12 protein-coding genes are annotated in these 13,834 nt (G+C 56.9%); 11 read left to right on the forward strand and 1 reads right to left on the reverse strand.

Going from position 1 to position 13,834, the window contains the following annotated elements:
- Nucleotides 1-23: 23 nt before the first annotated feature.
- The 4 genes from FPY71_RS02415 (at nt 24) to FPY71_RS02430 (ending at nt 3,946) form a co-directional block, all read left to right on the forward strand.
- Nucleotides 24-1,004, forward strand: a complete 981-nt coding sequence (locus tag FPY71_RS02415) for an aldo/keto reductase (protein WP_149297286.1) — start codon at nt 24-26, stop codon at nt 1,002-1,004.
- Nucleotides 1,005-1,034: 30 nt separating this feature from the next.
- Nucleotides 1,035-1,769 carry a ribonuclease activity regulator RraA gene (locus FPY71_RS02420; RefSeq protein WP_149297288.1) on the forward strand — a complete coding sequence of 245 codons (735 nt, stop codon included), beginning with the start codon at nt 1,035-1,037 and terminating at the stop codon, nt 1,767-1,769.
- Nucleotides 1,770-1,791: 22 nt separating this feature from the next.
- Nucleotides 1,792-2,283, forward strand: a complete 492-nt coding sequence (locus FPY71_RS02425; protein WP_149297290.1) for a heme-degrading domain-containing protein — start codon at nt 1,792-1,794, stop codon at nt 2,281-2,283.
- Nucleotides 2,284-2,746: 463 nt separating this feature from the next.
- A complete protein-coding gene (locus FPY71_RS02430) occupies nt 2,747-3,946 on the forward strand; it encodes a phospholipase D-like domain-containing protein (RefSeq protein ID WP_246160100.1) in 1,200 nt (399 codons plus the stop codon).
- A 103-nt stretch (nt 3,947-4,049) separates the two neighbouring features.
- Here FPY71_RS02430 and FPY71_RS02435 read toward each other — a convergent pair whose 3' ends face one another.
- Entirely contained in the window at nt 4,050-4,919 is an 870-nt protein-coding gene (locus FPY71_RS02435; protein WP_149297294.1) for a DMT family transporter, read from the reverse strand.
- 180 nt (nt 4,920-5,099) lie between these two features.
- Between FPY71_RS02435 and FPY71_RS02440 the strand changes: the two genes are divergently transcribed.
- The 7 genes from FPY71_RS02440 to FPY71_RS02470 all read left to right on the forward strand — a co-directional run bounded on the left by FPY71_RS02440 (nt 5,100) and on the right by FPY71_RS02470 (nt 13,775).
- Nucleotides 5,100-7,127, forward strand: a complete 2,028-nt coding sequence (locus FPY71_RS02440) for a hydantoinase/oxoprolinase family protein (RefSeq protein ID WP_149297296.1) — start codon at nt 5,100-5,102, stop codon at nt 7,125-7,127.
- Complete coding sequence (locus tag FPY71_RS02445; RefSeq protein WP_210246229.1) at nt 7,114-8,829, forward strand: hydantoinase B/oxoprolinase family protein; 1,716 nt, start codon at nt 7,114-7,116, stop codon at nt 8,827-8,829. Before FPY71_RS02440 ends, FPY71_RS02445 begins: the two co-directional genes overlap by 14 nt.
- 190 nt (nt 8,830-9,019) lie before the next feature.
- On the forward strand, nt 9,020-9,547 hold the full coding sequence (locus tag FPY71_RS02450) for a TRAP transporter small permease (protein WP_149297298.1): 528 nt from the start codon (nt 9,020-9,022) through the stop codon (nt 9,545-9,547).
- 12 nt (nt 9,548-9,559) lie between these two features.
- On the forward strand, nt 9,560-10,867 hold the full coding sequence (locus FPY71_RS02455; protein ID WP_149297301.1) for a TRAP transporter large permease: 1,308 nt from the start codon (nt 9,560-9,562) through the stop codon (nt 10,865-10,867).
- A 13-nt stretch (nt 10,868-10,880) separates the two neighbouring features.
- Nucleotides 10,881-11,735 carry a carbon-nitrogen hydrolase family protein gene (locus FPY71_RS02460; RefSeq protein WP_149297303.1) on the forward strand — a complete coding sequence of 285 codons (855 nt, stop codon included), beginning with the start codon at nt 10,881-10,883 and terminating at the stop codon, nt 11,733-11,735.
- 124 nt (nt 11,736-11,859) lie between these two features.
- Nucleotides 11,860-12,447, forward strand: a complete 588-nt coding sequence (locus FPY71_RS02465) for a helix-turn-helix domain-containing protein (protein ID WP_149297305.1) — start codon at nt 11,860-11,862, stop codon at nt 12,445-12,447.
- An 11-nt stretch (nt 12,448-12,458) separates the two neighbouring features.
- Nucleotides 12,459-13,775 (forward strand): NAD(P)/FAD-dependent oxidoreductase, encoded by a 1,317-nt coding sequence (locus FPY71_RS02470; RefSeq protein WP_149297307.1) that lies wholly within the window; start codon nt 12,459-12,461, stop codon nt 13,773-13,775.
- The last annotated feature ends 59 nt before the right edge of the window (nt 13,776-13,834 follow it).

Consider the following 13,834-nt stretch of genomic DNA (forward strand, 5'->3'; position numbering starts at 1 on the left):
GAATCGCATCTGGGAGATTGTGAATGCAATACGCTCGACTTGGCCGTTCCGGATTGGAAGTTTCGAGGATTTGCCTTGGCTGCATGACTTTTGGAGTGCCTGAGCGGGGTGGCCCAACCTGGACCCTCGATGAGTCAGCGAGCCGACCTCTCATTAAGAAGGCAATCGAGCTGGGAATCAATTTCTTCGACACAGCCAACATCTATTCAGATGGAACGAGCGAAGAGTTCCTTGGGCGGGCGTTGAAAGACTATGCAGTTCGCGACGAAGTTGTCATCGCCACCAAACTCAACACACCCATGCGCTCTGGCCCAAACGCCAAGGGCCTGTCACGCAAGGCGATCATTCAGGAAGTCGAGCACAGTTTGAACCGGCTCCAAACTGATTATATCGACCTCTATCAAATCCACAGATGGGATCCCGAAACCCCAATTGATGAGACGCTTGAAGCTCTGACTGATCTCGTCCGGCAAGGCAAAGTCCGCTATATCGGCGCGTCATCAATGCATGCCTGGAAATTTGCGAAAGCCCTCTATCGGTCCGATCAGAAGGGCTACGCTCGTTTCATTTCCATGCAGGACCACTACAACTTGCTCAACCGGGAGGAAGAGCGAGAGATGGTGCCTCTTTGCGAGGAGGAGGGCGTCGGGCAGATACCATGGAGTCCTCTCGCACGTGGTCTGCTGGCGCGGCCCGATGGGCAGGACACAAATCGCAAAAAGGCTGACTGGCTAAGCTCCAAGCTGTATGGCGACACGGAGCGTGCCGATGCAGAGGTTATCAGAGCGGTTGCCACGATCGCGGAACGCCACGAAACCTCCCGCGCCAGCATCGCACTTGCCTGGCTGTTGTCCCGTCCAGCCGTAGTTGCACCCATCGTTGGCATAAGCCGTGAACAGCAGTTTGACGACGCCATAGGTGCGCTCGCGGTTTCGCTCAGTCCAGAAGACATTGCTGAAATGGAATCCCCTTACGTGCCTCATCCCGTGGCGGGCTTCGCTTAATCAATTCAACTTTTTCATCAAGGCCAGATCATGATCCAAACCAACGACATCACTCGCCCTCCTCGCGAAATCTGCGAACGATTTCAGGCCGTGGGTGCAGCAAAAACCTCAAGCATCCTCAGTCGACTGGGAATCCGTTCGGCCTTTATTGCGGGCCCTACGTGCTGGTCGCCAGGCAAAGCTGTTGCCGGACCTGCCCTCACGCTGCGTTTCATGCCCAAACGCGAGGACCTTTACGAAGACGACGAATATGCTGAACCCGAGACACAGCTGCACCGTCATGTTCTCTATCACACGCAGCCCGGCGATATCGTCGTTGTCGACGCTCGTGGAGATATGACCAGCGGTATTTTCGGCGAAATGATGCTGACCTATTTCAAAGGTAAAGGCGGGGCCGGGATCGTGGTCGATGGCTGCATCCGCGACTACCCCAAAGCCAAGGATCTGGATCTGGGATTGTGGATCAAGGGACTGACGCCAAATTTTCATACCCAGACCAATATTTTTCCATTCGAGGTCAATGGTGCGATCTCGTGCGGCGGAGTGCTTGTAATACCCGGCGATATCATCGTTGCGGACGATGATGGAGCGGTCGCCGTACCAGCGCAAATGGCCGAGGACGTGCTTGCTCGTGCCGAAAAACACCACCAATGGGAGGGATTCTCGAAGGAGCGCCTGTTGGAGGGAGGGGAACTCAAACGCTATTACCCGCTGCACGCAGATGCACAAGCCGAATATGAGGACTGGCTCAAATCCCGTCGATGATGCTGGTAATGGGAGGTTAAAAATGGACGTCGCACGCGATATACGCATCATAAAGGAGCAAGAGAGCCGTTTGGCCTTTGCGACTTTCAACGAGAAAGAGGCTTTCAAGCTAGGCTCGCTTATACGCGAGAAAGCCATATCGGAAGGGCTCGGCATCGTTATCGATATCAGAACCTGGGATCGCCCGCTTTTTTATAGCGCAACAGCCGGATCAACGGGCTCTAATCCTGAATGGGCCCGCCGCAAATCAAACCTGGTTCGGCGATTTCATAAGTCATCCTACCGTGTTGTTCTCGAGTTGGCGCGTGAGGATAAGACATTTCCCCAAAACTGGGCGCTTGATCAGGCTGAATACGCCCTTGCCGGCGGGGGATTCCCCCTGACTATCGGGGACGTCGGTGTCATCGGATCCATAGCAGTTTCAGGATTGCCCGAGAGAGAGGACCATCAACTCATTACACGGTCACTCGCAGAGCATCTGATGGTCCCGGTTGATTGCCTATCAAAAAAATAGCAGGCCCGTCCGCGATTGAGCGGTTCTGGCTATCCGAGATCAAAAAACTTCGTTCGAGCTTTATCACCTCTGCAAATTCCTGAGCGAAATGATGAACAATGTGTCCGATGCCGGGCAGCATTCACGGGCTAACAAGCAGAAGCTGCGCCAGACAGGTGCATTGCGTGAGCGGCGAGGCCCGGCGCTTGATCTTCTGCCCCAACGACGGTTTAAGCTTGGAGGGAATAGCTGTCTTAAAGATTCTGCAGGTCGTTCGACGAGGGGATCGTCAACATCTGGTCTAACGAGTTTGTTTTCTGCTTGGTGGCCTGACGACATTAATCCGTGGAGTTGAAGTGCGGTCGTGCTTCCTAAAACAGCAAATTCTCACGGTGGGGATGGCTGAATGAAATTGAATTTTATGGCTCGGCTCTTCGGTTTTCTGCTTGTCGGCGGATTTTTGTCAATCATCATACTCAACCTTGTGCCGCCGCGCACGCAGGTTCAGGAACCGATCCCGCATTTCGCTGCGGTTTCGGATCCCGCCTTTCTGCGCACTATGCATTCCGTCTTCGAAGGAGACGTTCAGCCCGGCCACTCCATCCGAACGCTCGTCAATGGCGACGAAATATTTCCGCCAATGCTCTCTGCGATCCGGGAGGCGCAAGTGAGCGTCAACTTCGTCACTTACATTTACTGGTCAAGCGAGATCGCGCGGGAGTTTGCTACTGCGCTTGCGGAGAAAGCACGAGATGGTGTGCCCGTGCGCGTGCTGGTTGATTTCGTCGGCGCAATCCCGTTTGACGAAGACACAATCAAGATCATGACTGATGCCAATGTTAATTTCGAGCGTTTCCGGCCTATCCACTGGTACACGCTTGATCGGATCAACTATCGCACGCATCGCAAGCTATTGATTGTGGACGGGAAGATCGGCTTTACCGGAGGCGTCGGAATTGGCGACCAATGGCTCGGCGACGCCCGCAATCCCGAGGAGTGGCGTGACAATCACTATCGCGTCGAAGGACCGGTGGTCGCCGACATGCAAGCCGCCTTCGCCGAAAACTGGATCGAGGCGACAGGAGAGGTGCTTCAGGGTGATCAGTTTTATCCCGAGGCGGAAGAGGCAGGAGACCTGCGCGTCCAGCATGTGAAGTCGTCGCCCAATGGCGGAGCGAAATCCATGCACCAGATGTTGATGATGGCAATGGCCGGCGCAACCGAAAACATCCGTATCGCAATGGCCTATTTCGTTCCGGACGATGTCGCCATCGCACAATTGCTGCAGGCGAGGGAGCGCGGCGTCGAGATCGACATTATCGTGCCGGGCAAACAGACCGACATGCCAATCGTGCGCCATGGCTCGCGTCATTTTTGGGGGGAGCTGCTGGAGGCGGGGATACGCCTGCACGAATACCAGCCAACCATGTACCATCCAAAGGTGCTGATCGTTGACGAATGGTGGACGACGATAGGTTCCACCAATTTCGACGAACGCTCGTTTCGGCTGAACGATGAATCCAATCTCAACGTCTATGACGGAGTTTTCGCAAAAACGCAGATCGATCTGTTCGAAGCCGATCTTTCTCTTTCACGGCAAGTTACGCTGGAGGAATGGCAGAACCGCCCGGTCTGGGAGAAGACGAAAGACTGGGTGTGGAGCTGGCTCAGAACGCAGCTTTAAGCTTCACCTTAAAAATTTGATCCTTCCCGTCCTACGAACAAAAGTGAGCGCATTGACTGTGTCCGCTCGCCTGGTCCCGTTGACAGCAAAAGGTCGCTCGCTTTCATTTCGCGCGGGTGTCCTTTGCTCCGCTGTAGTAGGACAGACCGGCTCCTATCAATATCAAAACCGCGCTGACGAGCAGGCTCAACGTAAGCGTTTCGTCCAGGACGATCGCACTGAGAACCATGCCGAACACCGGAGAGAGCAGAAGAACCTGACTGGCAGTGGTGACCGACATGCGACTGAGCGCGCGCGCCCAGAACCAGAAGCCGAGCACGCTCGGCACGATGGCATTGTAGAGCAGTATTGCCGTATAGGTTGGAGTGAAATTCGTACCTCTATCCTCTAGAACCAGAGCGGCTGCCGAGGAGCAAACAGCGCCGGCGAGAAGCTGGCCGAATACCTGCCGCCAGAAATCTGATCGCCACTGCCGCTTACGGTAAAGAACCGAGCCCAACGCCCATGCTATGGTTGAAAAAAGTGCGATTCCCGACCCCATCAGGGTGGAGCGGCTGGACCAGTCCATCGACCACGGAGCGCCAAGAATTGCGATACCTCCGATTCCAAGCGTGAGGCCGAGGAGCATCTGCCACGTCGTTCGCTCGCCTAGAATGAACAGGCTGAGCAGCATAGCCCACAACGGCATTGAATAGGCTATCAACACCGTTCTGCTCGCGTCTATGAACTGAAGTGCAAAGGCGGTGCCACCGGTCATCACGGCAATCTGGAGGAACCCGACCACATAAGTGGCAAGCCGCTCTCCCGCAATCGGCAGCAGGCCGCCTGGACCGCGCCGTATCAGTAGAAAAAAGCCAAGCAGAAGCACCGCGAACACATAGCGCAAAGCGTTGAATGTCCAGGCACCTCCATCCTCGACGGCGAGTTTGACCCACGTGTAGTTGCCGCCCCAGGCGAATATGACGAACAGCAAAAAAAATAAGGGTGCCGACGTATTTGCAGGGTGTGACCCAATGCGTCTGAACAAGATTATCCGCTCCCATTTTGAATTTTTCGATTATTCGATATGGCCCTATTGAAATTTTTATTTAAATATTTCACTCTCACGTTAATCAGCATCATCGTTCAGAGCAAGAGTAGGACGGAAGAGGTAATGCGGATAGGAGTTGAAGTCGGAGGAACGTTTACGGATTTGGTCGCTATCGACCATACGGGCGTTCGAGTTCTCAAAGTGCCGAGCACGCCCCGCAACCCGGATGAGGGCGCGTTTAACGCACTGCTCGCCAGCGATGTCGATATAGGAGAAATTTCGGATCTCGCTCACGGTTCAACGGTTGCCACCAATGCGGTGCTGGAGCGAAAGGGGTTTCCGATCTCCTTCATCACCACACATGGCTTCCGGGACATCCTCACCCTTCAGCGCCATGGACGTTCGCGCATCTACGACCTGGAGTATGCAAGGCCCGAGCCGGTCGTTGACCGATCTTCGACTTTTGAAGTTATTGAGCGAATTCTGGCGGACGGCTCGATTGCGACACCGCTTGACGAGGTTGCGGTCGAACGAGATCTGATCCCGCGCATCAAGGCTGGCGGTTATGAGGCCGTAGCCGTATGTCTGTTGAATGCTTACACGAATCCTGCGCACGAGCGAGCGTTGAAAGCCATTATCCAGAAGCACATTCCCGGGTTTCTGGTCACACTCTCGAGCGAGGTAACGCGCGAGTTCCGCGAGTTTGAACGCGCCTCCACGACCACTCTTTCCGCTTATGTGCAGCCGGTGATGGACCGCTATATCTCGCGCTTCGAAAGCCGGCTTGACCAAAGCGGTTTCAAAGGCCGATTTTCGGTTATGCAGTCGAATGGTGGCCGGCTTCCCGGGGAGGCAATGCGCGAAAGCGCAGTCACGGCGCTGCTGTCTGGGCCAGCTGCGGGTGTCATGGGGGCTGCGCGTCAGGCTGCGCGCTCCAATTTCAAGAACCTCATTACTCTCGACATTGGCGGTACCTCGACCGATGTGTGCGTGGTCACGGCTGGAAAGCCGCAGCTAACGCAGGAGTTTACGATAGATGGGCTGCCTGTTCGCCTGCCTGTTCTCGATATCAACACGGTGGGCGCCGGTGGTGGAAGCATCATCTGGATAGATGATGGCGGTATGCTGCGTGTTGGCCCACATTCGGCGGGCGCCGAACCAGGCCCGGCCTGTTACGGGCGCGGGGGAAAACAGCCGACTTTGACCGACGCGCATGTCGTCCGCCAGACCATTCGTCCGGAGGCCTTTCTGGGTGGGCGCATGGAAATCGACGTCGAGGCTGCACGTGCGGCTCTTGAGCCCATAGCCAGGCACTTCAAAATGAGTCTGGAAGAGGCGGCCGACAGCGCTATTCAACTGGCCAACGCCAACATTGTCCGTGCAATTCAGCTTATCTCGACGGAGCGAGGTCACGATCCACGTGACTATGTGCTCGTGCCGTATGGAGGTGCGGGACCGCTGCACGCGGCGGCCGTCGCGGAAGATCTTGGCATCACAAGCATTGTTGTTGCGCCGAATTCTGGCGTGCTTTCGGCTTATGGCCTTCTGGCAAGTGACTTTGTGCTGTTCGACAGCATGACCCGCAGGGCACCGGTCGACGAAAATGCACCCGATGTAGTGCGGGAAGTGTTTGCCGAAATGAAGAAGCGTGCTCTCGATCGGGCCCGGATGATGAAGCTCGGCGACAGGCTCGACCTCACCTTTGTAGCCGATATGCGCTTTGTCGGGCAGGCTTTCGAGGTTCCTGTGGAGTTGCCCATTGATGGCCTTGAGGCGCTTGAGTCAGACAGCCTGACCACGCTTTTTGGTGAGGCTCACGAACGCGTTTACTTCTTCGGCGCAGAACCAGGCAAGCCGGTGGAGATGGTTTCGTTTCGCCTCGGCATGACGGCTCCCCTGGATTCCATGCCCATCCTGGCGGAGTCTTCTGAATATTCCGTTGAAAGACGAGAGATCGATCTGTTCCTGAGCAGAAAATGGCGAAAAGGCCTGCTTGCAAGCCGGGGCACTCTTGATCAAGACGTTCCAATGTCAGGCCCAGCGCTGTTGGAAGATCCCACATCGACCCTGCTCGTGCCCCTTGGATGGAGCGCCCGACGCGACCGCAACGACAATATGATCCTGACAAGGGAGAACAATGACGATGCTTGACAAAAGCGCCGCTCGAAGTGAAACGGCAGGTTCTCTCGACCCGGTAGACTACGCTGTCATCAGCCAGGGTCTGCTTGCCGCAGCGCGAGAGATGGGCGTCAAGCTCATCCGCTCCTCCTATTCCACGATCATCCGCGAAGCGGCCGACGCCTCTGCCGGGCTTTTCGATCGCGAGGGCAATGCCGTTGCCCAGGCAGAACTTATCCCAATGCAGCTTGGCACCATGTCCGAGATTTTCAGGTGTTGCATTGAGGCCTATCCGGTCGAGACGATGGGCAAGGACGATTTCTACATTACCAACGATCCCTATTCAGGCGGTCAGCACCTTCAGGACGTCTTTATCTATTCGCCCATCTTTGTCGGCGACGAGCTTGTCGGCTTTGCCGGCACGGTCGCGCATCATCTGGATCTCGGCGGCGGCAATCCCGGTTTGACGACTGAAGCTGTCGACATCCATGCCGAAGGATTGGTTCTTCCGCCCGCCCGCTACAACTTCAAGCGCGATTGGCAGGACGGTGCCCAGCACGGGCTTCTTCAGCGCTTGATCGCCTCAAACATCCGCGTTCCCGACCAGACGATTGGCGACTTCAATGCCCAGTTTGCAGCCAATTCCGTTGCTGCCGAACGCGTGCGCCAGCTCTGCGAACGTTATGGCAGCGGGACTGTGACCCAGGCGATGACCGATCTGATTTCCTATTCCGAGCGCCGCTTCAGGACTGCGCTGGCAGAGATTCCTGACGGCGTTTACTACGGCGAAGACGCCGTTGACGATGACGGCATCACCGACACTCCCATTCGCGTACGCGCCAAGGTGACTGTTGCGGGTGATACTATTGAAGTGGATTTCGAAGGCACCGACGCGCAGGTTGCCCGAAATTTGAACTGCCCTTTCGCTTCAACGAAATCCGCGACTCTCACGGCCATAAAGGCGGCGCTGACCAGCTCGGACATTCCATTTAATGAGGGCGCAAAGCGGCCGGTTACCATCAAGGCACCGAAAGGCACCCTGGTAAATCCCGAGTATCCCGCGCCAGTGAGGGCGCGTATGGAGGCCGCCTATCGGTGCTTTAACTCCGTGCTCAAGGCGTTGTCTACGGTGGTGCCGGATAAGGTCATTTCAGGCGGTAATGACACAACGCTGGTGACCTCCATCTCGCATCTGAACAATGGAAGATATTGCGTCTATCTCGAGGTTTATGGCGGCGGGTTCGGTGCTTCAACCAGAAAAGACGGCTGCGACGGCATTGACTCCCCTTTGTCTAATTGCACCAACACCCCGATTGAAACGACGGACATGGATTTCGAGCACTTCCGGCTTATCGGCTACGGCCTTATTCCGGATTCCTGTGGGCACGGTCGTCAAAGGGGTGGCCTCGGCCTGTTCCGGCGTTTCGAGATACTGAAAGATGGTGTGAACTTCGCGATCTATGCGGACCGCTTCCGCCTTGCACCCTATGGCTTGTTTGGCGGCTCGGACGGCCAGCGGGCCCGCTGCGAGGTAGAGCGTGCCGGAAAGATCATCGCCGTACGGAGTAAGGACACATTGATATTGCGGAAGGGCGACGTTCTTACCCTCTATACGGCAGGCGGCGGCGGCTACGGCTTGCCATCCGAGCGCAGCAGAAAAGATATTGAATACGACCTCAAGCAGGGCTTCATCACAGCGCCGGTAGCCAAGGCTGCCTACGGCTTCGAAATCTAGGTCTAGGGTTCAAAAGGTGGTCACGAACTTGACACCCGGCGACTGTGTCGCCGTCGCCACCGACGGCGTGGGCGGGTGCAGCCCGCCGCAGAAGCACGCCTTCGCCAGGGTCGAATCCGGTAAAGCTAACGGTAAGGTCGACGTCGGCACGGCGATCGCCCATGCGCAAAGGTGATGGAGACATGGTGAGATGATCGAACGGCCTATCCGATTTCTGGCCAACGCCCTGACATTCATCGCCGGTATCGGCTTGATGTTGATGATGCTCCAGACCATGGCCGATGTTGTCATGGCCAATTTCTTCGGCAGGCCGATCCGGGGAAATCTTGAGATCGTGTCGGTCTACCATATGGTTCTGGTGGTCTTTCTGCCGCTTGCCTTTGTCGAATTGCGGCACGAGCACATCGTCGTCGATCTGATGGCGCAATTGCTGCCCAAGCCCGTTCTTCGGGTCTGCCTGGTGTTTGGGTATCTTGTCTGCGCCGTCTTCTTCGGCATCCTGGCCTATCAAACATGGCTGGACGCGCTAAACGCATGGCGTGTCAATGAAATCATGATGGGTGCGGTCTACGTAACCATCTGGCCGGCCAAGTTTGCACTGCCCGTCGGCTTCGCGGCGATCTTCCTGGCAGTCTTGCTGCATGCCTGGAAGGCGCTTGTGGACCCGGACTTCGATCCCCGGCCGGGTTCGCCGGAAGATATCAAGCCGATCGCCTAGGAGGGCAAAAGGTTGGACAACCTTACAATAGGCTTCATAGGCATCGGTGCCGGCCTCTTTCTGTTGCTGCTGCGCATTCAGATAGGTGTTGCACTTGGCATAGTGTCATTCTTCGGCATCGCCGCAATTCTGAATATGCGCGCTGCCTGGGGTATCGTGACTGCGGTGCCATTCAATTTCGTCGGCGACTGGAATTTGACGGCGATTCCCATGTTCCTGCTGATGGGGTATGTTGCCTCATCTTCCGGTCTGTCGAGCGGCCTGTTCAAGGCGATGCGCATCTTCCTGTCACGCTTGCCCGGTGGACTGGCAATTACCAGCGTGGGTGCCTGCGCACTTCTTTCTGCCGCGTCCGGTTCAAGTGTCGCGACGGCTTCTGCGTTCGCGCGCATCGCAATCCCCGAAATGCTGCGCTACAAATACAATCCGGCGCTTGCGACTGGCGTCGTTGCCTCGGCAGGAACGCTCGGTTCGCTGATCCCACCCAGTATCCTGATGCTGCTCTACGGCTACATTGCAGAGGTCTCGATCGCGCGCCTCTTCATGGCAGGCTTCATTCCGGGCATCCTGTCGGCACTGTTGATGGTGGCGATGATCATTGTGCGTGTGAAGATCAACCCCAGCTTGGCGCCGCCGGTAGAGGAGAAATTCTCCCGGCAGGAAAAGATCGACGCATTGCTGGAAGTCTGGCCACTGCCGGTCCTGATTTTCAGCATCTTGCTTGGCATCTTCCTTGGCATTTTCACGCCAACCGAAGCAGGTGCCGTCGGCGCTTTTCTCGCTATAGTGATTGCTCTTGTGCGCGGCAGGCTTAGCTGGCCGGTTCTGCGCAAGGCAATCGTCGACACGCTGGCCAGCACAGCCGGTCTGTTCATGGTTGTCATTGGAACCGTGCTGCTTGCACGTTTCATGGCGCTCAGCGGTGTGCCGGGTTATATTGCCGGACTGATGCTGGCGACGGGCAGCGACCAGTTCATGGTCATTCTGATGGTTATCATACTGTACTTGGTGCTTGGCAGCTTTCTCGATTCGATCGGCCTGCTGTTGCTTACGCTGCCCATCATCCTGCCGGTAGCGAACGCTGCCGACATCAACCTGATCTACTTCGGCATCATCCTGATCAAACTGCTGGAAATCGGCCTTGTCACGCCGCCCGTTGGCCTGAACGTTTACGTCATTAAGGGCGCCCTGGGGAATCTTGTCAGTCTCGGAACGGTCTTCCGCGGCGTAACCTGGTTCATCGTCGCCGACCTGATTGCACTGGCGTTAATCATCGGGTTCCCGGCGATCTCGCTGTGGCTGCCAAGTCTCATGAGATAAAGGAGAGCTATCGATGAGTGGTCATCGCGGGACAGTGGTCTCAGCCGTGCAGATTACGGCGCTGGACGGTGATAAGAACGCGACCGTCGAAAAGGTTCTGCGCTTGATCGATGTGGCCGGTGCGCGTGGATCGAGCGTGTGCGTCCTGCCCGAATTGTGGACCGGTCTGGGCTTTTCCGATGAAACCATCTACCGCGAGATTGCGGAACCGATCCCTGGTCCGGTCACCGCGATGCTGGCCGAAAAGGCACGGCGTTACGGCATGTTCATCGCTGGGTCCATGTATGAAGATGCTGGCAATGGTGATTACTACAACACGGTTCCGCTGATTTCGCCGAACGGTGAGATTTCGGGGCGATACCGCAAAACGCACCTTTTCGATGCGCCCAATCGCACCGATATTCCGCCCGGCATTATTGAATCGAAGAAAGTGAAGCCAGGAAACACACTCGACGTTTATAGCACGGATGTTGCGCGTATCGGCCTTTCGGTCTGCTCGGACCTTCGCTTTCCGGAAGTCTACCGCGAGATGGCTCTGAACGGTGCCGAGATTCTTGTTTGCGCGAGCGCCTTCCTGTCCCCGCGCTATGACCACTGGGAATTTTTCCTGCGCGCCCGCGCGGCGGAGAACCAGTGCTTTGTGGTGGCCTCGGGGCAGTATGGCAAGGAACCCAAATCGGGTCTTGGCTTCGTCGGTCGCAGCATGATCGTCGACCCCTGGGGTGTGGTCGTCGCGACTGCCTCCGATGATGAAGGCGTCGTCAGTGCCAGTATCGATCTTGATCTCATTCAGACCGTACGTCATCGCTATCCGCTGCTGCAGCAAAGACGGCCGGAACTCTACAAATCGATCGGGCCGCGTAGCTGATGTGGAAGTCCCTGTCGTATGCCCTCGGTAAAATGGAGCCGAAAATGCCTGTCGTGCCTAATGCCACCCATTGTCTCAATCAACGCTGCTACAGCGTGATGGGTCCGTTCGGCGGTCTGATGTCATGAGCCACCTCGAAGCCATCATCGGCGCTTCGGTTTCCATCGGGCACAAGCTCAAGCTTCGCCGGAAAGTGCGCTCGCTGTCGCTCAAGGATGTGGCCGAGCGATCCGGACTGTCGATCGGCCTCGTCAGTCAGATCGAGCGCGGAATCTCTACGCCCTCGCTGCGATCTCTGACGCAGATCTGTACGGCGCTCGACATGCCGATCAGATGGCTGTTCGAAGGACCAGACGAGGGCAGTGAGGGGGATGGGATCGTCGTTCGCGCGATGAACCGGCGTCATCTCGATCTGGGCAGCAAAGGCATGGTCAAGGAGCTTCTCTCGCCGGACGAGATTCTCGGCATCCAGATGATGCGCATCATAATTCAGCCGGGCGGCGCGTCAGGACCCACGCCCTATCGGAACCCGAGCGGTGCCAAATGCGGCGTCGTCGTGAGTGGCGAATTCGGGTTGGAGGTGGACGGGAGAGAATACCGACTATCCGCAGGCGATTCATTCGCCTTCGAGGCGGTTTCGCTCCACCGGTTCTGGTGTGAGGGCAAATCCGCCTGTGAGGTTATCTGGGTTGTTTCCCCGGCAGTGTATTGAAAGAGAACGCAATGAGGACGATTCCAGATGAACGGCTGCTTCTCGCCAAATCTCTTTGGAGCGACTTCACTGGTGCGGAGCTTGATACACCGGTCTTGAAGGGCGAAGCGACGGTGGATGTAGCCATCATCGGAGCTGGCTTCACCGGGCTCTCCGCAGCGCTCCACCTGGCAGAAGCGGGCGTCAAAGTGGTGGTTCTGGAAGCGCACAAGCCAGGCTGGGGTGCTTCGGGCCGTAATGGTGGCCAGATTATCCCCGGTCTGAAGGAAGACCCGGACGACATTGAACTTATATTCGGGCGCGAGACCGGCGAAAGGATCGTTCGTTTTGCGGGTGGCGCACCGGATGTGGTGTTTGACATCATCGAAAAACACGGAATCGAATGCAGCGCGGTGCGCAGTGGATGGATCCAGCCGGCGCATAATGATCTGGTCCGCCGCGCGCTTGAGCGGCGCGCCGAGCAGTGGGGCCGCCGCGGTGTGACCATCGACATGCTGACCTCTTCGGACACTGCCCGGCTCATTGGTACGAATGCCTACGCATGTGGCAATCTCGACCGTCGGGGCGGATCGGTCCAGCCGCTTCATTTCTCGCTTGGCCTTGCCCGCGCGGCGATCGGGCTTGGTGCCCGAATTCATGGTGGCAGCAGAGTTGCGTGTGTTGAACGGCAAAACGGAAAGTTTCGCTTGCGTACGGTACAGGGCGCTGTCGTGCATGCAGAGCAGGTTGTGATGTGTCCAAATGGCTATGCAGACGCAGCCAGCGGCGACGTGCGCCGCAGCATCGTGCCGGTCTGCTCTGTGCAGGTCGCGACCGAGCCACTTCCCGATGCGGTTCGAAGCACCATCTTCCCGCAGGGTCATGTTGCCTCCGATGCGCGCCGTTTGATGTTCTATTACCGCCTATCTCCGGACGGACGCTTCGTTATGGGCGGGCGCGGCGCTTATAGCGATATGGGCATAGATATGCGGCTTGCGAGCTTGCGGCGAAGCGCCGTCGCCTTATTCCCGCAACTCGACGGCATGGCATGGACGCATCATTGGGGCGGCTTCGTCGCGATGACAACCGACCATTTTCCTCACCTCCACGTGCCGCAGCCCGGTATGACCACCGCGCTGGGATACAATGGGCGCGGCGTCGCGATGGCAACGGCGATGGGCAGGCTGCTTGCCTTGAAGGCTGGAGGTGTGGCTACCGCCGATCTCGACTTTCCCGTCTCGCCGGTAAAAACAATTCCCATGCACGCGCTGCGCCGGCAGGGCGTCAGCATGATTGTCGCATGGAACCAGTTGCTGGATGCCTGGGACCATACACGTAGTGGTAAATAGAATTTGATGTTTGATCTGTATTTAATCCGAGAATTATGTTCAGCATCAGTCAATCAAGT

It is taken from the genome of Aureimonas fodinaquatilis (genome assembly GCF_008369445.1).
In the GTDB taxonomy this organism is placed as follows: Bacteria; Pseudomonadota; Alphaproteobacteria; order Rhizobiales; family Rhizobiaceae; genus Aureimonas; species Aureimonas fodinaquatilis.

Bases quoted from the DNA above. Each gene is read 5' to 3' on its own strand.
- FPY71_RS02425 (WP_149297290.1), top strand. From the start codon at position 1,792: ATGGACGTCGCACGCGATATACGCATCATAAAGGAGCAAGAGAGCCGT.
- FPY71_RS02470 (WP_149297307.1), top strand. From the start codon at position 12,459: ATGAGGACGATTCCAGATGAACGGCTGCTTCTCGCCAAATCTCTTTGG.
- FPY71_RS02440 (WP_149297296.1), top strand. From the start codon at position 5,100: ATGCGGATAGGAGTTGAAGTCGGAGGAACGTTTACGGATTTGGTCGCT.
- FPY71_RS02465 (WP_149297305.1), top strand. From the start codon at position 11,860: ATGAGCCACCTCGAAGCCATCATCGGCGCTTCGGTTTCCATCGGGCAC.
- FPY71_RS02420 (WP_149297288.1), top strand. From the start codon at position 1,035: ATGATCCAAACCAACGACATCACTCGCCCTCCTCGCGAAATCTGCGAA.
- FPY71_RS02445 (WP_210246229.1), top strand. From the start codon at position 7,114: ATGACGATGCTTGACAAAAGCGCCGCTCGAAGTGAAACGGCAGGTTCT.
- FPY71_RS02450 (WP_149297298.1), top strand. From the start codon at position 9,020: ATGATCGAACGGCCTATCCGATTTCTGGCCAACGCCCTGACATTCATC.
- FPY71_RS02415 (WP_149297286.1), top strand. From the start codon at position 24: ATGCAATACGCTCGACTTGGCCGTTCCGGATTGGAAGTTTCGAGGATT.
- FPY71_RS02460 (WP_149297303.1), top strand. From the start codon at position 10,881: ATGAGTGGTCATCGCGGGACAGTGGTCTCAGCCGTGCAGATTACGGCG.